The following is a 20,829-nucleotide window of genomic DNA, read 5'->3' as shown; positions in this document are numbered from 1 at the left end:
AAAACTCAAACCGTTAATGAGTTTGAGTTCTTCGTTTATTTTTCTGTATATAGCTCATGCAAGACATTCATCTCTTTTTCAAGCAAGGAAAGAATTTCTTTTCCTTTTGCTCGATCAATCAAGCCAAGCTTCACAGCAAAATCGATTTCCCTCGATAATCCATACATTTGTGTATCCAACACTTCCTCGTATAACGGACATTGAGGCATCGTTAAATGATCCATTTGTACTTTTATGAGTTGTGCAATTTTGTCTGCATCGGCTTGTAATTGCAAGAGTGCTTTTTCTTGATACGTTTCTTGTAGTTCAATATCCATATGAGGACGCCCCCATTCACCTTTTATTCCACTATGGTGATTATGAATAAATTGTATCTTTTGAGCAGCTAAATTGCAAGTGTTTCCCTTCATTTGCAAGTGTCAATTCAATACCTTTTCACTTTTCCTTCAAAGAGGTATACTAGATAACAATGAAGAAGATACATATTTGTTTGTAGGAGGCTATTAAATTGGAACGAATTATTCCGATCAAAGGGAACGTACAACATTCTATAACATTAGATCCAACTGTTTGGATTTTTGATGATCGAAAAATCGACTTACAATCTTTTTTCATTGAAGGTCTGACCTTAAAAGATGAAGATGAAGAATATAAGCAAGAAATGGGCAAACATTGGTCCAGAGAAATCATGGAAGGCGCAACATTCCCTCCAACATTGAAGACAGAAAAAAAATTTGATAGAAAGAAAATGGTGACCGGCACATTCGGCATACAACTTGAACATTTCATAAAGAATGCAGTACCGAATGAAGATGCAACCACAATCACTTTTTCAACAGGAGAAGATGAAGAGTATAGTTTCCCTGTTTCCGAAGCGAAAAATTTATTGTTTAAATTTAGTCAAGATGGAAAACCTTTGACCGATGATGGCCCCGTACATGTGCTTTTCATGGATGGCTCAAATCAGGAAAAGCCTATTCGCAATGTTAAAGAGATTACGATCCACTGAGCATTTTTTGACAAATAGAAGGAGTTGGTCATTTGCGTGTAAAGTGTGTACTTTGTGACGAAATCGGGAAACTCCCCGATGATCATCCACTCGCGAAAAAGTTAAGGAATCACCCGATTAATACGTATATGTGCGACAACTGCAATGAACGCATTTCGGAACAAACCCATTCTCGTCTGTCGACCGGAAAATTTTCATTTCACCGCAGTTCGCATCCTGCAGAAAACGAATTTTAAAGCATAAATCACAAAGAAAAAACTCCGCCATTATACAGCGGAGTTTTCTTTGTGTTCATTCATCCTTCGAACTCTGTAAATAATCAATATGAGCGCTGCAACTAGAAGTCCTTCCACAATCGGAAGGAAAATCGCAAAAAACGTCAACATGATGCATCCAGCAAAAAGGAAACTATAGACGACAACATTCTGCCATAACTTTATCTTCCTAGCGAATCCTAACTTATATACAATGGCCGAAAGGATGAAAATGACCGCGAACAGCAAGATTCCTGTAACGGATGAAGAAGTCAATTCATAAATCATCCGAACTACAGGAGACATCGCTTCGATTGTTTCTGCATCCCCGATAGTACCATTCATATAGCACATTCCCTTCTGAATAAAGCGATCTTACGCATTTGTATTTTACAGCATTAATGAGTTACATCATTCACCAAGTTTTTTCTTCTTTTGTACACGTTCACGTTCGTTCTTATCAAGAATCTTTTTACGTAAGCGGATGGAAGTAGGTGTCACTTCACAGTATTCATCGTCACCCAAGTATTGCAACGCTTCTTCTAACGAAAGAATTCTAGGTTTCTTCGTCGACACCGTTTGGTCTTTTGTCGCTGACCGTACGTTTGTAGCGTGTTTCACTTTTGTCAAATTGATTGTCAAGTCATTGTCACGTGTATTCTCACCAACGACCATACCTGCATAAATATCAGTTCCTGCTTCCACAAACATGACGCCTCTGTCTTCTAATTGCATGACACTGTATGCAGTAACCGTACCCGTTTCCATTGAGACAAGCACACCGTGGCGACGTCCACCGACTTTACCTGGCGCGACCGGTTTGTAAGAATCGAACGTATGATTAATGATACCATATCCGCGCGTCAACGTTAAGAAATCTGTCGAATACCCGATAAGTCCACGTGCAGGTACAAGGAATATTAATCGAACTTGACCGTTACCATTGTTAATCATGTCGAGCATTTCACCTTTACGCTCACCGATTGACTCAATGATTGCACCTGTATATTCTTCAGGAATATCAATCTGCACACGTTCAACCGGCTCAGATCTTACTCCATCAATTGTACGGATAATTACTTCAGGTTTGGAAACTTGAAGTTCGTAACCTTCACGACGCATATTTTCGATTAAGATCGATAAATGAAGCTCACCACGACCAGATACGACCCATGCATCCGGAGAATCTGTCGGATCGACACGTAATGAAACGTCCGTTTGCAATTGCTGTTCAAGACGCTCCTCAATTTTCCGTGCCGTTACCCATTTACCTTCCTTACCAGCAAAAGGACTGTTATTGACGAGGAACGTCATTTGTAATGTCGGCTCATCAATATGCAATTCCGGTAGCGCTTCAAGGTGATCAACAGGACAAACCGTTTCACCGACGTCGATGTTTTCCATACCGGATACGGCAATCAAATCTCCTGCATAAGCTTCTTGAATTTCAATTCGTTTCAACCCTAAAAATCCATACATTTTTGTTACACGATAGTTCTTTGTCGAACCATCCCGTTTGAGCACTGTAACTTGCTGACCTACCTTCATCGTACCGCGGAATACCCGACCAATTCCAATACGTCCTACGTAGTCATTGTAATCCAACAACGATACTTGGAATTGAAGAGGTTCTTCACGATTGTCGATAGGAGCAGGAATATTTTCAATAATGGAATCAAACAATACTTCCAATGTCTCTTCCTGATCAGCAGGGTTTGGTGAAAGACTCGCAGTACCATTAAAGCCCGATGCGTATACGACTGGGAATTCCAATTGTTCGTCATTCGCATCCAACTCGATGAACAACTCGAGTACTTCGTCAACTACTTCTTCGGGGCGGCCAAATTCACGGTCAATTTTATTTACAACAACAATCGGTTTCAAATTCGTTTCCAATGCTTTTTTCAGCACGAAACGTGTTTGCGGCATACATCCCTCAAAGGAGTCGACGACAAGGATAACACCATCGACCATTCGTAAGATCCGTTCCACTTCTCCACCGAAATCAGCGTGTCCTGGTGTATCAAGGATGTTGATTTTTGTACCTTTATACTCGATACCCGTGTTCTTTGCTAAAATTGTAATACCTCGTTCACGTTCAAGATCATTAGAATCCATTGCACGTTCTTCCACATGTTCATTAGAACGGAAAATACCTGATTGTTTCAATAGTTGATCGACTAATGTTGTTTTTCCGTGGTCAACGTGGGCAATAATTGCTATATTTCGTAAATCGCTACGTGTGTTTGTCATTTTTTCACTCCGTTATCTTTTATCAGATGATTAACTGTGTTATTATAGCACATGGGAACAGTATAAAAAAACATTTATTTCGAAAGAGGTTACATTTTGAAGAATATCAAATGGGTTTTTGTCATCTATTCTATTGCGGCAGTTTTAGCGATGTGTGGTATTGGAATTGCTGTTGCCATGCGTAGTATTCCCGTTGCCCTCATTGCTATGCTAGCACTTATTTTCGTAATGGGGAACGGCTTTAAAACGAAAAAGAAGATGCGCGAAAAAGGCTTACTATAATTTGCAAAAGGAGACTGCATGCGTTTAGCAGTCCCCTTTTTTTATTTCAAACGAATGTAGTTGCTTAAAATCGTTTCATGTAAGCCTGGTTTCGCAACAAGAAACGTATCTTGTCCAAGTAATTCAGGCTTATCCCCCAGCATATTTGTTGCAATTGCTCCAACTTCTTGAGCAATCACCATCCCTCCTGCTATATCCCATGGGGACAGGCGCAGTGACATGTATGCATCAATTCTACCGGATGAAACATAAGCTAATTCAATCGCAGCCGAACCGTATGACCGTGTCCCTCTGCATGTATGTACCATTTTCGCTATCGGTTCGTTTTCAATCCGACGATTGGGAGCGACCCAACTTGCGTTAACGCCAATTATCGCATTTTCGAGCGGTGTGTTCTCAAGAATCGGCAGTTTTTCATCATTATAATACGCACCTTCGCCTAAAGCCGCGTGATAAAAATCGTCATTCATCACATCATAAATATAACCTAACATACCGATTCCATCTGCATAGATACCAAGTGAAATTGCAAAATTTCTTTTCTGATGAATAAAATTCATCGTACCGTCAATCGGATCAAGCATCCAAACGACACCATCTAGGGCGGTGATTTCGTCGCCAAAACCTTCTTCCCCTAAAATCCGGTGCCCAGGAAAGTCTCGCTGAATCCGTTGAATGAAAAACTGTTCAATTTGTCGGTCAATGTTCGTCACCAAATCGTTCGCATCCGCTTTCGAATCAATATCAATCGAAGAAAAGAAGGACATACGGATTTTGTGACCTGCTTCCTTAATCAATGATTTTGCATATTTATCGATTGTTCCCCAATTCATTCCATCACCCCAACTACTTGCGTATTATCTAAGTATAACACAAATACTTTACGACAAACAAAATGCCCCTCACACTGTCCCCCCTGTATTGCGAGAGGTCAGTAGAGGAGCAAATAATGGAACAGTAGTGCTTGTTTATGCAAAAGCATTGAATGTCTCCAGCTCACTATGGATTTCCGTGAGTCTTACTTTACTTTTATCAATTTGTTTTTCATCATCCTGTTGCATGGCATCATATAACGTTGCTAACTCATAATCCAATTCAAGTTGAAGCAACTTCACATACTCTTTTTCAATTTCCGCTTTTCGGATAATATGGACGACCTGTTTCATACGTAACACCCCTTTATTAGAATATCGTTCAACGATGCATTTACTTACTTCTAACGTATGCGGCTAGTTCCGCTTTGGTTAGTTATAAGCCTTCTTGTATTAAATTGTTCCCCATTTTCTGTTACGATAAACGTATAGAATGAAATGAGGGATTGAATTGAAAGAACGATTTTGGGATTCAAAAGATTTTGATGTATTCACGATTGATGGATTAGAAAATAGGATGGACGCTTTGCAACAGACTATACAGCCAAAGTTTGCCGTTATTGGCGAACGTCTTGCCAGCTACTTGTCTGCTCACGGCAAGGGTGAGTTTTTCCCCCACATTGCAAAACACGCACGAAGGACGGTTAATCCTCCAAAAGACAGTTGGGTTGCTTTTGCTCCTGCGAAACGTGGATATAAGGCGTTACCACATTTTCAAGTAGGCCTATGGGAAACACACCTATTTATCATCTTAGCAGTCATTTATGAAAATCCAGACAAAAAAGGAATTTCAGAACGCCTCACCACTAACCTGGACATGCTCACGTCTTTGCCTGACCAGTACGTAATTTCCGGTGATCATATGAAGCCTGATGCAACAATACTCGCTAACATGGATCGTGAGGAACTTGAAGGGATGTTGGAGCGTTTAAAAACTGTCAAGAAAGCCGAGCTTGTCCTTGGAAGGCATTTCTCAAGAGAAATAGCGACGGGCTTTACAGAAGAGGAATTCTTTCGTATGGCTGAGAAGACCATTCATGATCTTCTACCTCTATACGATATTATGACTGCAAAACTAAAATAAGAATGCACAATAGAAAATGGAAGGTGGATCACGTTACGTCCACCTTCCACCTATTTTACTCACTACCTCGCTTGAATCATGTCACCGTCCGATGCATCCTTTGCATTTTTCACGATTCGATAGCAAACAAATCCACTTGCCTCTTCAAATTCCTTACATAATGTCTTTTCCTCGGCCATTGAAGGAACTACATTCTTGAATGCGCGGTACGCTTCCATAAACTGCTTTCGTTCAATTTTTGTTTCATACGCCTTCTCTACCGCTTGAAAGAATGCGACGACATCTATAATCTCTTCAGTCGACCAATCATGACGAATCGGATAATTATACTCCATCTTTCACCTACACCTCTCTTACAACCATTTTCGACGAATGCTTTCTGCTTCATTCACCATCCGCTTAAATAAATCTTCGACTGACGGGACATCCGTAATCATTCCAGCTACTTGACCTGACCACCCAAATCCTTCTTTTGAACTTCCTTCATGTATGAATCGTCTATTTGCCTCTCCACTAATAAAGTTCTTAAGTTGGGCATAATCCGCATGCTCTAATTCCATAGAGAGAATCTTTTCAGTCCAAACACCTGCTAATGCTCGTGCAGGTGCTCCAAGCGATCGCTTAATAACCACTGTACTTGTCTCGTCTGCTTTGAGTAAAGCATCTTGGTACGCTTTTGAAGCATGAACACACTCCTTTGTAGCGATGAATCTTGTACCCATCTCAATTCCTTCAGCTCCAAGTGCATGAGCAGCCATCCAACCACGTCCATCCCCAATCCCACCTGAAGCAATGACTGGAATGTTAACAGCATCAACGACTTGCGGCACAAGAACTATCGTGCCAACATCGTCCCTACCTAAATGCCCTCCACCTTCTTGGCCAACAACCATGACTGCGTCCGCTCCAAGTGATTCAGCTTTTACCGCTTGCCTCTTTGAAGCCACAAGTACTAGCTTTTTGACGGATGCATTTTTCACATAGTCAAAGAATGGCGCAGGATTTCCCCCTGTCACAGACAACACTTCAACCTTCTCCTCTAACGCCACGTCCAATAGATGTTCATATGGTCTACCATGTTGTCCAATTGCAAAATTCACACCAAAAGGCTTTGTTGTCAGCGCCTTTACTTTGCGAATTTCCATACGCAAAGCATCCGGAGACGGTAAGCTCATTGCAGTGATTTGCCCTAATCCTCCTGCTTCAGAAACCGCTGCAGCCAACTCTGCATATGCAAGATACGCCAAACCACCCTGAATGATCGGATACTTAATCCCAAGCAGTTCAGTTATTTTTGTGTTCCATTCCATAACCCCATTCCCCCATTCAATCATTTAATGAATTAATCTGCATATCCTTGGATAGACTTCGGATCGACAAATTCATATCCTTTTTCTCGCAAACCATTCACAATTTCTTCTAATGCATCAGCCGTCCATTCCCTATCATGCATTAATAAGTTCGAACCATTGCTCAACAGTTCAGTGTTCACCATAATATCTGCAATTTTCTCTTTCGTCATGTACTCTTTTACAAAATCGTAGCCATACGACCAATTCATCAATTGCATCCCTTCTTGTTCAGCAAGTGACCTGCTGAAATCTGTATTCACCCCAAATGGCGCACGGAAAAACTTCGGCCGTTCTCCAGTTACTTCCTCTACAGTATTGCTAACTGATAGTATTTCCTCACGTTGCTCCTCTTCCGTAAGTGACTTCAAATTCGCATGGGTTTTCGTATGGTTGCCAATTACAAAGCCCATCTCATAGATTTCTTTAAGGATTGCTCTTTTTTCATCAGTCTCAATGAAATGCCCGTTTACAAAGAAGATGGCAGGTGCATCCAACCTCTTCAATGTCTTCGCCATGTCTAGCGCACGCTTGTCCGGTGCATCATCAATTGTCAACAACACAACTTTCGGATCTGCCTCACTGATTGGTTCAATTGAATAGTTTGTCGGATTAATTTTATACAGAGGTTCTGCCGGAGGTTCTAATTCTGCTCCTTCTTTCACTTCGTCATCTGTCTCACTCGCCTGGTCCTCATCCACTTTGCTAGCTTCATCTCCAGCTTGTTCCTCATCAACGGAATTGTCTTGCTGTACTTCCTGTCCATTGTCTGCTTGCTCATCCGTTTCACTTTGAGCGCTGCAAGCAGCGAGTACAAACAAAAGCACGAACATTATGTATACTACTTTCAATTTCATAAATCCCATCTCCTCTTTCTCTAGCTGAGTAAATTCATACTAACATGTACCCAATAGACGTATCAAACAAACGAAAGCATATTACTTGGAAAGTAATTGCACAACAAGAGTTCGTTACATTGCAAAACGATTTCTAGTAATACACATAAAGTCTTCACAAATCTACGAGCTACATAAAAGACGTCCGGGATAATCATCTCCGGACGCCTCTTTTTCAAACCTATTATTTTGTAATCATATGAACGGGTTTACCTAGCGCAACTTCAGCAGCTTCCATTGAAATTTCGCCTAATGTTGGATGCGCATGGATTGTCATAGCGATATCCTCAAGTGTCATACCTGCCTCGATTGCCAAACCTAGTTCAGCAATCATGTCAGACGCGTTTTCACCGACAATTTGTGCACCTAACAGCAATCCATCTTCTTTACGAGAGACAAGCTTTACAAAGCCATCTGTCGCATTTAATGCAAGCGCACGGCCGTTTGCTGCAAACGGGAATTTGCCTGCTACGACATCAAAACCTTCATCTTTTGCCTGCTGTTCGTTTAAACCAACAGTTGCAAGTTCTGGATCCGTGAAACATACAGCTGGGATTGCCAAATAATCCACTTCTGATTTTTCTCCAGAAATTGCTTCTGCAGCCACTTTCGCTTCATAAGATGCTTTATGCGCAAGTTGTGGACCAGATACGATATCACCGATCGCAAAGATGTTTGATACACTTGTACGGCATTGTTTATCCACATCAATCAACCCACGATCAAGGAACTTAACACCTAGACCTTCTAGACCAATTTCATCCGTATTCGGACGGCGACCAACTGTAACAAGTACATAATCCGCTTCAACTTTTTGCTCTTCACCTTTTGCTTCGTAAGTGACAACAACACCGTTATCGGATTCTTCAACGCCTTTTGCAGAAGCTTTCACTACTACATCGACACCTTTTTTCTTCAATCCTTTTTTAACGATTTGCGTCATTTGCTTTTCAAAGCCAGCAAGAATATCATCTGCTCCTTCGATAATCGTTACTTTGGAACCTAGATTTGCATACGCAGAACCTAGCTCAGTTCCGATGTAACCACCACCGATGACAACTAAATGTCCAGGAACTTCTTCTAAATTCAGAGCACCTGTAGAATTGATAACACGTTTAGAGTACTTGAAAGATGGAATTTCTACTGGACGTGAACCTGTTGCAATAATTGCATTGTTAAACTTGTATGTTTGAGAAGACTTTTCATCCATAACTTTCACCGTATTCGCATCGACGAAATACGCTTCACCTTTAACAATATCAACTTTATTGCCTTTTAATAAGCCTTCTACGCCACCAGTCAATTTCTTGACCACACCATCTTTAAAAGCTTGAGCTTTCGAAAAATCCAATTTCACATCGGTTGCTGTAATTCCCATATCGTCAGAATCCTTCGCGGATGCGTAACGGTGTCCTACTGAAATCAATGCTTTGGAAGGGATACAACCTACGTTCAGACATACGCCACCTAGTGTGTCTTTTTCAACGATTGTTACTTTCTGACCCAACTGTGCAGCCCGAATTGCTGCTACATATCCTCCGGGGCCTGAACCTACAACGAGTGTGTCCACTTCAATCGGAAAGTCTCCTACTACCATTTGCTTACGCCTCCATTAATAAAAGTTCTGGATTACCGAGCAATTTCTTAAGATGGTTCAATGCTTGTTGACCTGTAGCACCATCAATTACTCGATGATCGAATACCAATGATAATGCTAACATAGGTGCAGCTACAATTTCACCATTTTTTACGACCGGTTTTTCAGAGATACGGCCGATTCCTAAAATCGCAACTTCTGGATGGTTAATAATCGGCGTGAACCATTGGCCACCTGCAGAGCCAATATTCGTGATGGAACATGATGCACCCTTCATTTCTGCAGGGCTTAATTTACCATCGCGCGCTTTCACTGCTAATGTATTAATCTCTTCAGAAATCGCAAATACAGATTTTCGATCCGCGTGTTTAATAACAGGTACGAGTAATCCGCGGTCCGTATCAGCTGCAATACCGATGTTGTAATAATGCTTCTGGATGATTTCCTCTTTTTCATCGTCAAGAGATGTATTTAATTGTGGGAACTCACGCAATGTGGAAACAAGCGCTTTGACAACGTATGGAAGATACGTCAGCTTGATATCCTTTTCAGCAGCGATTTCTTTGAACTTTTTACGATGTGCGACAAGATCCGTTACATCAATTTCATCTAACAATGTCACGTGTGGTGCAGTATGTTTTGAATTCACCATTGCTTTTGCAATCGCTTTTCGAATACCAGACATCTTCTCACGTGTTTCAGGGAAATCGCCTTCAAGTTGTACAGGAGCAGCCGACTCTGTCTTAGGTGCTGCTTCTTCTGCACGCGCAACTTGTTCAGTTGAAGAAGTTGACGTTGCCGGCTTTTGATCACCATTCACGAACGCTTCAACATCTTCTTTTAACACACGGCCGTTCTTGCCTGTTCCTTCCACCTCATGAATGTCAACATCGTTTTCACGTGCAAACTTACGGACGGATGGCATCGCAATTACCCGAGTTGTTTTTGATACAACTGACTCTTTCGTGTTAGCAGAGGATTGCTTTGTCTCGGATTGTTCTTTCTCCTGTTGTTTCTTATCGAGTTCTTGGCCAGCCTCAGCTGAAGATTGCACTTGTTCTTCAGTTTTCTCTGCACCTTCCTCAGAGTCAGAATGGCTTTCGTATCCTGGTGCATCGAAACGGATGAGGACATCGCCTACTACCGCCACTTTACCTTCTCCCACAAGGATTTCTTCTACTGTGCCTGTAACAGGGGATGGGATTTCCACCACTGCTTTATCGTTTTGAATTTCAAGAAGCGTGTCGTCTTCATTGATTTTATCGCCTTTGGCAACAAACCACTTTACAACTTCACCTTCGTGAATCCCTTCTCCGATATCTGGCAAACGGAATTCATATGCCACAAGATTCACCCTTTCTTTTTGTCAGAGCAAGACTCTGTATTAGAATGTCAGTACTTTTTTAGCTGTTTCAATAATATCGTTTGCATTTGGCAACCACGCGTTTTCCCCTTGCGCGAACGGATATACTGTATCAGGCGCCGCTACACGTAAAACAGGTGCTTCCAAACTTAAAATCGCACGCTCTGTAATTTCAGATACGACGTTTGCAGCAATACCCGCTTGTTTTTGTGCTTCTTGCACAACGATTGCGCGATTTGTTTTTTCAACAGAACCGATAATCGTCTCAATATCCAATGGTTGAATAGTACGTAAATCGACAACTTCAACAGAATAGCCGTCTTTTTCAAGTGCTTCAGCAGCTTTCAAACTTTCGTGTACCATCGCACCGTATGTGATAATTGATAGGTCTGTACCTTCACGCTTCACATCCGCCTTACCAAGTGGAATCGTATATTCCTCTTCAGGCACTTCTTGTCTGAATGAACGATACAATTTCATATGCTCCAAGAAAACTACTGGATTCTCATCTTTAATTGCCGAAATTAGCAATCCTTTTGCATCGTAAGGTGTTGAAGGAATGACCACTTTCAACCCAGGTTGAGAAGCAACAAGCCCTTCGAAACTATCAGCATGCATTTCAGGCGTCGCAACACCCCCACCAAATGGAGAACGGATTGTTACAGGAGCATTATAATGTCCGCCGCTACGGAAAGATTGACGAGCCAACTGACCACTAATGGAGTCAATCACTTCATAGAGGAAGCCAAAGAACTGAATTTCCATAACAGGTCGGAATCCAGTCAATGATAGACCGATCGCTAACCCACCAATACCTGATTCAGCTAATGGTGTATCGAATACTCGATCTACACCAAATTCTTTTTGTAGACCTTCAGTAGCGCGGAACACACCACCGTTTGCGCCAACGTCTTCACCGAAGACGAGGACGTTTTCATCATTTTTAAGCTCCGTGCGCATTGCATCGGTAATCGCTTGAATCATCGTCATTTGTGCCATCGGTTACTTCGACTCCTTCTCTTTATAAATGTCATATTGTTCTTGTAAGTTGTATGGAAGGTCGCCCTTATACATAATGTTAATGAAATCTGTCACTTTCTGTTTAGGAGCGGCATCCGCCTTTTTGATCGCTTCCTTGATTTCTTCTTTGGCGCGTTCAATCACAGCGTTTTCTTTCTCTTCCGACCAAATGCCTTTAGCCTCAAGGTATTTACGGAAACGAATTAACGGATCGCGTTTTTCCCACTCGTTATCCGTTTCAGATGTACGATAACGTGTCGGGTCATCTCCAGCCATTGTATGTGGACCATATCGGTAAGTCATCGCTTCGATCAGCGTCGGACCTTCTCCGTTAATGGCACGTTTTCTAGCGTCGCGCGTAGCAGCATATACTGCTAATGCATCCATTCCATCTACGAGAATACTCGGAATACCAGCTGCAATCCCTTTTTGTGCAAGCGTTTTCGCAGCTGTTTGTAGCTCTCTAGGTGTGGAAATTGCATATTGGTTGTTTTGAATGACAAAGATTGCCGGAGAACGGTAAGCTCCTGCAAAGTTGATCCCCTCATAGAAATCACCTTGTGAAGTACCGCCATCACCTGTATACGTCATTGCAACCGCTTTAATGCCACGTTTTTGGAATCCGAGTGCAACTCCAGCAGCTTGGATGTATTGCGCTCCAATGATGATTTGAGGCATGAAAATGTTCAAACCTTCCGGAATAATGCTTCCTTGATAATGTCCTCGTGACCATAGGAATGCCATATGTAATGGTAAACCATGAAAAACGATTTGCGGTACATCACGGTATCCTGGAAGAATAAAATCTTCTTTCTCAAGCGCAAAGTGAGAGGCAAGCTGTGACGCTTCTTGCCCTGCAGTTGGCGCATAGAAACCTAGACGTCCTTGTCTGTTTAAGGAAATTGAACGTTGGTCTAAGATTCTCGTATACACCATACGCGTCATTAATTCTGTTAGCTCTTCATCTGATAAATTCGGATCGGCTTCCTTGTTAACAATTTCGCCTTCTTCATTCAAGATCTGGAACATTTCAAACTGATCTTCAATAGAATGAAGCGTTTCCACCGGATCAAACTGCTTGTCTTTTTTCGCAGCCATATCGGCAACTCTCCTTTATATCTGTATTATGTTCTATCACTTTCAATAATGATACAATCTCTTCCTTACTCAGTATACTGAAGAGAGACAAATTGGTCAATCATTGTATTTAGTAGGATTGGCCAGCATAATCATAAGTGAGATACATTCATTCCGACTAAACTGTACTACTACAATATCAAAACTGTATTATAATAGATTTTTAAAAAATGCCATTAAAAAAAGTGAAGATGCTCGGTCTCCACTTTTCATAATTCCTTTATTCTTCTTTTTCTAAACTCGAAAAAACGTCTTGTTTAAGATCATTAACAATCTTTGTTGCTTCATTGAACTTTGCTATCACGTCTTTGACGACTTCGTTTTGCTCATTCACTTCTTTAACTTTTTCTTTTAAATCCGCTAACTCTACATTTTCTTTCACGAGCAATGCATAAAATTCTTTTTGTTGAGAGGAGAGTGCTCTGTATGCTTCAATGAATTGATCATGTAAGTCGTAGCGGTCTTGTACAGCACGATTAAGTTCCTCAATTTTTTTCTTTTCAGCTTCAGATGCTTTTTCTGCAATGGACTCCAGTTCTGTAACGAAACCCTTTGCTTCATGCATTGCAGCTTCTTCTTCCTTTAGCTGTGCTAATCTATCTTCAATAGACTTCTCAAGCTCAGCTACTTTATTACGTAACTGATCTACATCTTCTTTTGTTAGTTCCATCGTTTCGGTGAACGTTTTTTGTTCACTTTGCTCTAACTCCGTTAAAGTACTTTGGGAACTGCGATATTGCGCTTCAGAATCATTCATTTTTGTTAGAGTTTCAGAGAGTTGGGACTCCGTGGAAGAACCAATGCTACAAGCGGATAAGGCCATTACGCTAACCGCAATTATACTAAAGATTTTTTTATTCATAGTCTTTCCTCCAATCTGTTTTTCACTATATCGTTAGTAAGTGTTTATTTCAAGCATGTACAAAACTCTTTATACCCTTTTCTTCTTGGATTATAATACGATAACAGAAATACGAGTAAGAAGGAGAATAAAAATGATCGAAATGAAAGATATCGTCCGTGAAGGGCATCCAGCGTTAAGGACAGTAGCTACGGAAGTCACCTTCCCGTTAAGTGATGAAGATAAAAAATTATGTCATGAATTGCTAGAATATATCATTAACAGTCAAGATGAAGAATTAAGCATTCAATACGGATTGCGCCCAGGCATCGGGCTAGCAGCTCCTCAAGTAAATGTTTCTAAACGCGTATTTGCCCTACACATTGTTGAAGAGGGAAAAAAACCATTAAGCATCGTTGCAATTAATCCTAAAATCATCAGCCATTCGGTGGAAATGACTTACTTGACATCTGGAGAAGGTTGCCTATCCGTAGATCGCGATGTAGAAGGATATGTCCCACGATACGCAAGAATTACCATTAAAGCGTTCAATCCAGATGGCCAAGAATATACAATGCGATTGAAAGGCTTACACGCAATTGCTTTCCAACACGAACTGGATCATTTGAATGGTGTCATGTTTTATGACCATATCGACCAGGCAGCACCTTTCCGGGACATTCCTAACGCTATTCCTTTTGAGAGGAATTGAACTGAACAACAAACCCGTTCTCCTACAAAAAAACAACTTGACAGAGAATTCAATTAACGCTATACTGGTTGTAAGGAGTGATATGCCCATGTACAAGCGCCTAAAACGCAAATTGTTAAAGCGGCTCAACGGCATACTCGGTAGAAAGACAATTGCATAAATTCACGCCTACCAAGTCATTTGGTGGGCTTTTCTTTATTTTACGCATCCGACATGCTAATATGAAGAGAATGATTCCAAACGAACGTAAAAAGGAGAGTTTACCATGATTTACAAAGTATATTTCCAAGAAAACGCTACTCAAGTTCCGATTCGCGAAAATACGAAGCACGTTTATGTAGAAGCTGATTCAGAAAAATCCGTCCGCGAAAAACTAAAAGACCGCAATTATAACATTGAACTTATCCAGCTCCTTGAAGGTCCACATCTCGAATACGAGCAAGCATCTTCACATTTTGAGCTTGAACAGGTCTGAGCACTATGAAATTGATCAAGAACAATGAAACAGCTGTTTTCGCTTTAGGCGGACTTGGTGAAATCGGCAAAAATACGTATTGTGTGCAATTCCAAGACGAAATTATTCTCATTGATGCCGGTATCAAATTTCCAGAAGACGATCTTCTCGGAATCGACTATGTTATTCCTGACTATACGTACTTAGAACGGAATATGGATAAAATCAAAGGTTTATTCATCACACATGGACACGAAGATCATATTGGCGGGATTCCTTACTTGTTACGGAAAATCAACGTCCCCGTTTATGGGGGGAAATTAGCGTTAGGCCTTCTGCGTAACAAACTCGAGGAGCACGGCTTACTCCGCACGACAAAAATGATAGAAATTAAAGAAGAAGATATTATTAAGTTCCGAAAAACTTCGATTTCATTTTTCCGTACTACACATAGTATCCCGGATGCTTTTGGAATTGTCGTCAAAACACCATCAGGAAACATCGTTCACACAGGTGACTTCAAATTCGATTTCACTCCTGTAGGCGAACCTGCAAACTTAGCAAAGATGGCCAAAGTCGGAAGTGAAGGCGTCTTATGCTTGTTATCAGATAGTACAAATGCGGAAGTCCCAAATTTTACAATGTCTGAAAGAAAAGTCGGCGACAGTTTGAATGAAATCTTCCGAAAAGTAGATGGCAGAATAATCTTCGCTACCTTTGCTTCCAACATCCATCGACTTCAACAAGTGATTGAAGCTGCTGAAAAATACGGAAGAAAAATCGCTGTATTTGGGCGTAGCATGGACAATGCCATCACAATTGGTCGAGAACTTGGTTACATTAACGCACCGAAAGACTTATTCGTCGATACACAATCGCTCAATCGCTTACCTGCGAACGAGGTGATGATTCTTTGTACAGGTAGCCAAGGTGAACCGATGGCTGCGTTATCCCGAATTGCTAACGGCACTCACCGCCAAGTACAAATCCAACCTGGTGATACGGTCATCTTCTCGTCTTCACCGATTCCTGGAAACACATTAAGTGTCAACAAAACAATCAACGCCCTATTCCGTGCAGGCGCAGAAGTCATTCACGGCGCACTAAATAACATCCACACTTCCGGTCACGGTTCTCAAGAAGAACAGAAGTTAATGCTCCGCTTGATTAAACCGAAATACTTTATGCCAATTCACGGAGAATACCGGATGTTGACGATGCATAAAGAACTTGCGATCAGCTGTGATGTTGAACCTGAAAATAACTTCATCATGAGTAACGGGGACGTTCTCGCATTAACCGAAAACTCCGCTCGCATTGCAGGCAAAGTGCCTTCGGGTGATATTTATATTGACGGAAGCGGTATTGGCGATATCGGGAGCGTAGTGCTACGTGACCGTAAAATCCTCTCAGAGGACGGACTTGTCATCGTCGTGGCTACTGTTGATAAAAAACGCAACAAAGTTGTCTCAGGACCAGATATCATCTCTCGCGGTTTTGTGTACATGCGAGAATCCGGTATGATGATCAATGAAGCCCAAAATTTACTTGCGAAAGAGTTACAGAAACAATTATCAAACACTCCATTTGATGCTGGGTCTATGAAAAGTGACATTATCGATATATTGTCCCCTTTCTTATACGACCAAACAAAACGTAAACCAATGATAATGCCTGTTGTCATGGAAGTATAATGCAATAAGGCACAGGCTACACAATAAGAAAAGCCATCTGCAACCGAGTTCTGTAAACACGGTTGCAGATGGCTTTTCGATTACGAATGATCATTTGAGCTTAAGCAACTGTCAATGCAGTGCTTTCTTTTCAAAACGATGGATATCCACATCAGAACCGATGACAATCAGAATATCATTCAGCTCAATTTCTTCAATTGCCTGTGGAGAAACTAGTATTTGGGTATGCCGCTTAATCGCTACAATATTGACACCATATTTTGCTCGTATATCCAAGTCAATTAACGTGGAACCTGCTAGTTTTTCATTAGCTCTAATTTCCACGATCGAATATTCATCTGACAATTCAAGATAATCAAGGATATTATTGGACACCATATTATTCGCAATTCTCTTCCCCATGTCCCGTTCAGGATGGACTACTTGATCGGCACCGATTTTACGTAATACCTTTTCATGGTAATCATTTTGCGCTTTTACAGTAATATGTTTGACACCAATCTCTTTTAATATTAACGTCGTCAAAATACTCGCTTGAATGTTTTCTCCAATAGCAACGACAACGTGCTCAAAATTCCGAATCCCTAACGAACGTAACGCGGACTCGTCCGTCGTGTCAGCGGACACTGCCGTTGTTGCAATTTGTGCATATTCCTCTACGCGATCCGGAGAAATATCGATGGCCATTACCTCCGCATCTAATTCTACGAGTTCGTTAACAATGCTGCCTCCGAACCTTCCTAATCCAATGACGACAAATTCTTTTTTCATATTGCTCGCTCCAATCCGATTGATGGATGAAATTAGTGTATCATACCTAGCAGAAGCCCACAATTACAGTCTACTATTAGCATGTCATCATCCTATTTCGCACACAAAAACGACGACCGTAAAATGGCCGTCGTTTTTGTATTGTACTTATTTTCGCATTTCATCCAATACACGGTTCACACGTTTTTCAAGCATTTTCATGCCACTTCCACCAGCTTGGAAATGACGTAACTGCCCATCTTTATCAAAAACATAGTAAGCCGGGACATATTGGTTGTCAAAAGCATCCGTCAATTTTAAATCGCTATCAACAAATATCGGTTGTGTAATATCATGCTCCGCTGCAACTTCTTTAATTTGGTCCAAGTCCACATCATCTTCTGAACGTGGCATATGAACAGCGATGACGTTCAACTCATCTTTATACTCATCCCGGAAATTATTCACATCCGGCATCGCTTCTTTGCACAAGTGGCAACTGATTGACCAAAAATGAATGAGGGTAGGCTTTTCCCCTACTAAATCCGCTTTTTCAACTTGCCCATTGAGCCAAGTTGTCGCACCTGTTAATTCAGGCATTTGTTCACGTAATTTCATCGTCAAATCTCCTCCGGTTTAAAAGATCCCCACTGCCTATAGTATGCGTGGGGATCAAATTTGGATGTAAGCAATTGTTTACAACATTATAGAGTTTTTTGACCCGGTCTCCAGTTCGCAGGGCAAAGTCCACCTGTTTGAAGCGCTTGAAGTACACGTAATGTTTCATCCACGTCTCTACCGATGTTGTTGTGGAACACAGTTTGGTATTGCAATTCACCTTCAGGGTTGATGATGAAAAGACCACGCAATGCAATCCCTTCGTCTTCGATCAAAACGCCATAGTTACGTGATACTTCGTGGTTTGTATCTGCAGCTAATGGATATTTCAATTGCTCAAGACCATTGTCTTTACGGTCCGTGTTAATCCAAGCAAGGTGCGTGTGGATTGTATCTGTAGATACACCAATTACTTCTGCATCTAAATCTTCGAACTCGTCATAGCGATCAGACATCGCTGTAATTTCAGTTGGACATACAAAAGTGAAATCCATTGGATAGAAGAAAAGAACTGTCCACTTGTCATTCTTCATGTTTTCTTGCAAGCTAACTTTTCCAAATGACTTGTCCGCTAATACTGCTTCCATTGTAAAATCAGGAGCTTGTTTACCTACCATACGTTCTACCATGAATAAATCCCTCCAATAGTTCTTCGTTCAGTTTTTCGTAATGCTGAACAATCCTTATTCAGAATACCAAATCTACAATATGATTTCAATTATAATAGCTCGAAGATAATAATCATTATTGTTTATACAGAAGAAAACGTCATTTCATTCCTCGATAAACGTATTCATACTGTGCAATTTCGTCAACTTCTATACGTTTGGTTGCAATTTCCTCTCTCAATCATTGTTTTGTTGTTCTCATTATTAACGGAGTGATCATTATAATGAAAGTATGTGGTATCCCCCAATATGGATCGCAACCTACCCCTTCGCACCATACCCTTCATGCCCCTCCCCAACACAAACCCATTCAAAGAAAACCCTAAAAATGTTTATACCTACATATTTAACGGGAAGTATTTTTGTAATGCCCACTCTATCCGAATACCTCTACAAGGAGGGATTTTATTGTCGCAACTTGATATCATGCGGAAATTACCTATTTTACAAACACATGTAACTTTTATGTTACCTTTTAGTTACGAATCGGGAAAGAAAAAAGACGTAGCAAAGTTGCTGGAACAAAATCAGTATGCATATTTTTGCTTGCGAGATGAGAAAAAGCGAGAGAATCCTTCTTATTACGGAAAATCAATTATTGTGGAAGAAACAGAACTGGAACAATATTTTTATCCATATATCGAGCATAAACTTTTCCCTACTTCCATTCAGTCCAAAGGGTTTCATCGCTTCAGCAAATGCCAACAAAAGGAGTACCAATTTCAAATTCGCTCTGACCTTTATTCGTTCATCATTCATAGTACTGATATTGTATTAGCACCATTTGGTATCGGTTTTTTATCGATACGACTTGAATTGACCGATACCTACGAATACTCTGATGCACTTGATTTTCTTCAACATTTCCGAGCAGTCGAGTCAAATTTGGATGAAAATAAAGGTTCACATATCATTACTACTGAAAATACGAAGCAATCCATGCACGATTTCATTTTTACGTGTTTAAGCCCTTACCTAAAAGAAATTGTTATTCGAAATGATAGACTAAGAGGATATTTTGGTTCATTGCCTTACATTGAAGATGAGAGGATGTTCGTCACAGCGTTCATGATTACTGAAGAAGGCTGTGAGCTGACTGATACAGATTTGTTTCGACTTGGCAGTTTAAATGGCAAAACTCCAGCCGGTGAACCTTTTATTGCAACAACAAATCCAAATTACATGCAGCGCACTCTCTCAACTTCATTACATGACCGTTGGGGACCCAACTTGTTTATCGTTGCAACTGATCATGCATTTGCAACGATTTCTAACCGGCCCATTCAGCAACTGTCTACTGAATTGTCCCATTATATGGGTACACATTATTACAACATGCTCCTTCATTACTATTACAAAATCATGCTCCTTCGTGTGTCGTTCGAATATAGTGAAATCGAGTGGAAAAAAGATGAGCAGTACGTCCGTTCATTGATAAAACTTATTACATTATTTTCATCTTGGTACTACTTTAAAGTAGTGAGTACACGAAGCGAAGGCAAGGAGTTGTCACGTCTATTCAGAGAAGCATTCTCGATTGAACGCTTGTACAACGAAGTGAGCAGTACTTTACAAGTATTATATAAAAGCCAAGAGAATAGCCAAGCAAATCGTGTTAATACATTGTTATTCATTTTGACAATTTTCACGGTGGTATCTGGCATTTACGGCATGAATCTAGTTATTGCAGATTGGGAGTCGCCTTCAGGCTGGAAAAAGTTCACTACCTATACGGTGTTTGAATGGATTTCTCTTATCACTGCTCTTGCTGGAATTGCCTTGTCCGGCTATTTGATTTTTTATACTTTCGGAAGAATTCTTCGCCAAAAATGGCGTAGTATGCGACATTCCTTAGATGATGAATAACACTTCGCTGAAGTCCTGAAAATGGATTTCAGCTTTTTTCATTGGAACTCTTGATTTCCAATCGTTTTTTTGTATAATAAGAAAGGTTTATAGTAAACTAAAAGTACAGT

24 protein-coding genes are annotated in these 20,829 nt (G+C 40.8%); 8 read left to right on the top strand and 16 right to left on the bottom strand.

The features are described 5' to 3' along the window. Positions 1-35 precede the first annotated feature (35 nt). Positions 36-317 carry an Fpa/YlaN family protein gene (locus tag NRI27_RS05225; protein ID WP_317941777.1) on the bottom strand — a complete coding sequence of 94 codons (282 nt, stop codon included), beginning with the start codon at positions 315-317 and terminating at the stop codon, positions 36-38. A 191-nt stretch (positions 318-508) separates the two neighbouring features. Here NRI27_RS05225 and NRI27_RS05220 point away from each other — a divergent pair, with 191 nt between their 5' ends. Then, complete coding sequence (locus tag NRI27_RS05220; protein ID WP_317941778.1) at positions 509-1,009, top strand: peptidyl-prolyl cis-trans isomerase; 501 nt, start codon at positions 509-511, stop codon at positions 1,007-1,009. 32 nt (positions 1,010-1,041) lie between these two features. After that, positions 1,042-1,245, top strand: a complete 204-nt coding sequence (locus tag NRI27_RS05215) for a YlaI family protein (RefSeq protein ID WP_317941779.1) — start codon at positions 1,042-1,044, stop codon at positions 1,243-1,245. Positions 1,246-1,275: 30 nt separating this feature from the next. Here NRI27_RS05215 and NRI27_RS05210 read toward each other — a convergent pair whose 3' ends face one another. Beyond that, positions 1,276-1,608, bottom strand: coding sequence for a YlaH-like family protein (locus tag NRI27_RS05210; protein WP_317941780.1), 333 nt, complete (start codon positions 1,606-1,608; stop codon positions 1,276-1,278). 66 nt (positions 1,609-1,674) lie between these two features. Continuing rightward, positions 1,675-3,516, bottom strand: a complete 1,842-nt coding sequence (gene typA / locus NRI27_RS05205) for a translational GTPase TypA (RefSeq protein WP_317941781.1) — start codon at positions 3,514-3,516, stop codon at positions 1,675-1,677. 96 nt (positions 3,517-3,612) lie between these two features. On the opposite strand from typA, the gene NRI27_RS05200 reads away from it, so the two are divergent. After that, positions 3,613-3,798: a YlaF family protein gene (locus tag NRI27_RS05200; protein ID WP_317941782.1), complete on the top strand. Its 186-nt coding sequence runs from the start codon at positions 3,613-3,615 to the stop codon at positions 3,796-3,798. A 41-nt stretch (positions 3,799-3,839) separates the two neighbouring features. Here the strand turns inward: NRI27_RS05200 and NRI27_RS05195 are convergent, their stop codons facing one another. Both NRI27_RS05195 and NRI27_RS05190 read right to left on the bottom strand, forming a co-directional pair. Then, positions 3,840-4,631 (bottom strand): inositol monophosphatase family protein, encoded by a 792-nt coding sequence (locus NRI27_RS05195; protein WP_317941783.1) that lies wholly within the window; start codon positions 4,629-4,631, stop codon positions 3,840-3,842. A 135-nt stretch (positions 4,632-4,766) separates the two neighbouring features. Further along, positions 4,767-4,964, bottom strand: a complete 198-nt coding sequence (locus NRI27_RS05190; RefSeq protein ID WP_317941784.1) for a hypothetical protein — start codon at positions 4,962-4,964, stop codon at positions 4,767-4,769. 157 nt (positions 4,965-5,121) lie between these two features. Here NRI27_RS05190 and NRI27_RS05185 point away from each other — a divergent pair, with 157 nt between their 5' ends. After that, positions 5,122-5,754, top strand: a complete 633-nt coding sequence (locus NRI27_RS05185; RefSeq protein WP_317941785.1) for a YktB family protein — start codon at positions 5,122-5,124, stop codon at positions 5,752-5,754. A 62-nt stretch (positions 5,755-5,816) separates the two neighbouring features. On the opposite strand, the gene NRI27_RS05180 is transcribed toward NRI27_RS05185, so the two are convergent. From NRI27_RS05180 to NRI27_RS05145, 8 genes are all read right to left on the bottom strand, one after another. Then, complete coding sequence (locus NRI27_RS05180; protein WP_317941786.1) at positions 5,817-6,089, bottom strand: UPF0223 family protein; 273 nt, start codon at positions 6,087-6,089, stop codon at positions 5,817-5,819. 18 nt (positions 6,090-6,107) lie between these two features. Continuing rightward, on the bottom strand, positions 6,108-7,064 hold the full coding sequence (locus NRI27_RS05175) for an NAD(P)H-dependent flavin oxidoreductase (protein ID WP_317941787.1): 957 nt from the start codon (positions 7,062-7,064) through the stop codon (positions 6,108-6,110). 32 nt (positions 7,065-7,096) lie between these two features. Continuing rightward, positions 7,097-7,960 (bottom strand): polysaccharide deacetylase family protein, encoded by an 864-nt coding sequence (locus NRI27_RS05170; RefSeq protein WP_371389825.1) that lies wholly within the window; start codon positions 7,958-7,960, stop codon positions 7,097-7,099. Positions 7,961-8,183: 223 nt separating this feature from the next. After that, a complete protein-coding gene (gene lpdA / locus NRI27_RS05165; RefSeq protein WP_317941789.1) occupies positions 8,184-9,596 on the bottom strand; it encodes a dihydrolipoyl dehydrogenase in 1,413 nt (470 codons plus the stop codon). 4 nt (positions 9,597-9,600) lie between these two features. Beyond that, on the bottom strand, positions 9,601-10,941 hold the full coding sequence (locus tag NRI27_RS05160; protein ID WP_371389824.1) for a dihydrolipoamide acetyltransferase family protein: 1,341 nt from the start codon (positions 10,939-10,941) through the stop codon (positions 9,601-9,603). 39 nt (positions 10,942-10,980) lie between these two features. After that, the gene (locus NRI27_RS05155) at positions 10,981-11,958 is read right to left on the bottom strand and encodes an alpha-ketoacid dehydrogenase subunit beta (RefSeq protein WP_317941791.1); all 978 of its coding nucleotides are present in this window, start codon (positions 11,956-11,958) and stop codon (positions 10,981-10,983) included. A gap of 3 nt (positions 11,959-11,961) precedes the next feature. Beyond that, a complete protein-coding gene (gene pdhA, locus NRI27_RS05150; protein ID WP_317941792.1) occupies positions 11,962-13,077 on the bottom strand; it encodes a pyruvate dehydrogenase (acetyl-transferring) E1 component subunit alpha in 1,116 nt (371 codons plus the stop codon). A gap of 259 nt (positions 13,078-13,336) precedes the next feature. Further along, positions 13,337-13,978 carry a YkyA family protein gene (locus NRI27_RS05145; RefSeq protein WP_371389823.1) on the bottom strand — a complete coding sequence of 214 codons (642 nt, stop codon included), beginning with the start codon at positions 13,976-13,978 and terminating at the stop codon, positions 13,337-13,339. Between the two features lie 133 nt (positions 13,979-14,111). On the opposite strand from NRI27_RS05145, the gene def reads away from it, so the two are divergent. The 3 genes from def to rnjA all read left to right on the top strand — a co-directional run bounded on the left by def (position 14,112) and on the right by rnjA (position 16,817). Then, positions 14,112-14,669 (top strand): peptide deformylase, encoded by a 558-nt coding sequence (gene def / locus NRI27_RS05140; protein WP_371389822.1) that lies wholly within the window; start codon positions 14,112-14,114, stop codon positions 14,667-14,669. A 265-nt stretch (positions 14,670-14,934) separates the two neighbouring features. After that, on the top strand, positions 14,935-15,144 hold the full coding sequence (locus NRI27_RS05135) for a DNA-dependent RNA polymerase subunit epsilon (RefSeq protein ID WP_317941795.1): 210 nt from the start codon (positions 14,935-14,937) through the stop codon (positions 15,142-15,144). Positions 15,145-15,149: 5 nt separating this feature from the next. Beyond that, a complete protein-coding gene (gene rnjA, locus NRI27_RS05130; RefSeq protein ID WP_317941796.1) occupies positions 15,150-16,817 on the top strand; it encodes a ribonuclease J1 in 1,668 nt (555 codons plus the stop codon). Positions 16,818-16,928: 111 nt separating this feature from the next. On the opposite strand, the gene NRI27_RS05125 is transcribed toward rnjA, so the two are convergent. The 3 genes from NRI27_RS05125 to NRI27_RS05115 form a co-directional block, all read right to left on the bottom strand. Next, complete coding sequence (locus NRI27_RS05125) at positions 16,929-17,588, bottom strand: potassium channel family protein (protein WP_317941797.1); 660 nt, start codon at positions 17,586-17,588, stop codon at positions 16,929-16,931. A gap of 147 nt (positions 17,589-17,735) precedes the next feature. Further along, positions 17,736-18,185 (bottom strand): TlpA family protein disulfide reductase, encoded by a 450-nt coding sequence (locus NRI27_RS05120; RefSeq protein ID WP_317941798.1) that lies wholly within the window; start codon positions 18,183-18,185, stop codon positions 17,736-17,738. A gap of 86 nt (positions 18,186-18,271) precedes the next feature. Then, positions 18,272-18,814: a peroxiredoxin gene (locus NRI27_RS05115; RefSeq protein ID WP_317941799.1), complete on the bottom strand. Its 543-nt coding sequence runs from the start codon at positions 18,812-18,814 to the stop codon at positions 18,272-18,274. Between the two features lie 447 nt (positions 18,815-19,261). Here NRI27_RS05115 and NRI27_RS05110 point away from each other — a divergent pair, with 447 nt between their 5' ends. Next, complete coding sequence (locus NRI27_RS05110; RefSeq protein ID WP_371389821.1) at positions 19,262-20,719, top strand: hypothetical protein; 1,458 nt, start codon at positions 19,262-19,264, stop codon at positions 20,717-20,719. Positions 20,720-20,829: the final 110 nt, after the last annotated feature.

Source organism: Sporosarcina sp. OR05 (genome assembly GCF_041414805.1).
Taxonomy (GTDB): Bacteria; Bacillota; Bacilli; order Bacillales_A; family Planococcaceae; genus Sporosarcina; species Sporosarcina saromensis.
This window is presented reverse-complemented; position numbering and strand designations above follow the sequence as displayed.

Excerpts from the sequence above, each read along its gene's own strand:
- NRI27_RS05190 (WP_317941784.1), bottom strand. The coding sequence starts at position 4,964 with ATGAAACAGGTCGTCCATATTATCCGAAAAGCGGAAATTGAAAAAGAG.
- NRI27_RS05145 (WP_371389823.1), bottom strand. The coding sequence starts at position 13,978 with ATGAATAAAAAAATCTTTAGTATAATTGCGGTTAGCGTAATGGCCTTA.
- NRI27_RS05155 (WP_317941791.1), bottom strand. The coding sequence starts at position 11,958 with ATGGCACAAATGACGATGATTCAAGCGATTACCGATGCAATGCGCACG.
- NRI27_RS05175 (WP_317941787.1), bottom strand. The coding sequence starts at position 7,064 with ATGGAATGGAACACAAAAATAACTGAACTGCTTGGGATTAAGTATCCG.
- NRI27_RS05225 (WP_317941777.1), bottom strand. The coding sequence starts at position 317 with ATGGATATTGAACTACAAGAAACGTATCAAGAAAAAGCACTCTTGCAA.
- rnjA (WP_317941796.1), top strand. The coding sequence starts at position 15,150 with ATGAAATTGATCAAGAACAATGAAACAGCTGTTTTCGCTTTAGGCGGA.
- def (WP_371389822.1), top strand. The coding sequence starts at position 14,112 with ATGATCGAAATGAAAGATATCGTCCGTGAAGGGCATCCAGCGTTAAGG.
- NRI27_RS05170 (WP_371389825.1), bottom strand. The coding sequence starts at position 7,960 with ATGAAATTGAAAGTAGTATACATAATGTTCGTGCTTTTGTTTGTACTC.
- NRI27_RS05120 (WP_317941798.1), bottom strand. The coding sequence starts at position 18,185 with ATGAAATTACGTGAACAAATGCCTGAATTAACAGGTGCGACAACTTGG.
- NRI27_RS05135 (WP_317941795.1), top strand. The coding sequence starts at position 14,935 with ATGATTTACAAAGTATATTTCCAAGAAAACGCTACTCAAGTTCCGATT.
- NRI27_RS05195 (WP_317941783.1), bottom strand. The coding sequence starts at position 4,631 with ATGAATTGGGGAACAATCGATAAATATGCAAAATCATTGATTAAGGAA.
- NRI27_RS05125 (WP_317941797.1), bottom strand. The coding sequence starts at position 17,588 with ATGAAAAAAGAATTTGTCGTCATTGGATTAGGAAGGTTCGGAGGCAGC.
- NRI27_RS05210 (WP_317941780.1), bottom strand. The coding sequence starts at position 1,608 with ATGAATGGTACTATCGGGGATGCAGAAACAATCGAAGCGATGTCTCCT.
- typA (WP_317941781.1), bottom strand. The coding sequence starts at position 3,516 with ATGACAAACACACGTAGCGATTTACGAAATATAGCAATTATTGCCCAC.
- NRI27_RS05180 (WP_317941786.1), bottom strand. The coding sequence starts at position 6,089 with ATGGAGTATAATTATCCGATTCGTCATGATTGGTCGACTGAAGAGATT.
- lpdA (WP_317941789.1), bottom strand. The coding sequence starts at position 9,596 with ATGGTAGTAGGAGACTTTCCGATTGAAGTGGACACACTCGTTGTAGGT.
- NRI27_RS05115 (WP_317941799.1), bottom strand. The coding sequence starts at position 18,814 with ATGGTAGAACGTATGGTAGGTAAACAAGCTCCTGATTTTACAATGGAA.
- pdhA (WP_317941792.1), bottom strand. The coding sequence starts at position 13,077 with ATGGCTGCGAAAAAAGACAAGCAGTTTGATCCGGTGGAAACGCTTCAT.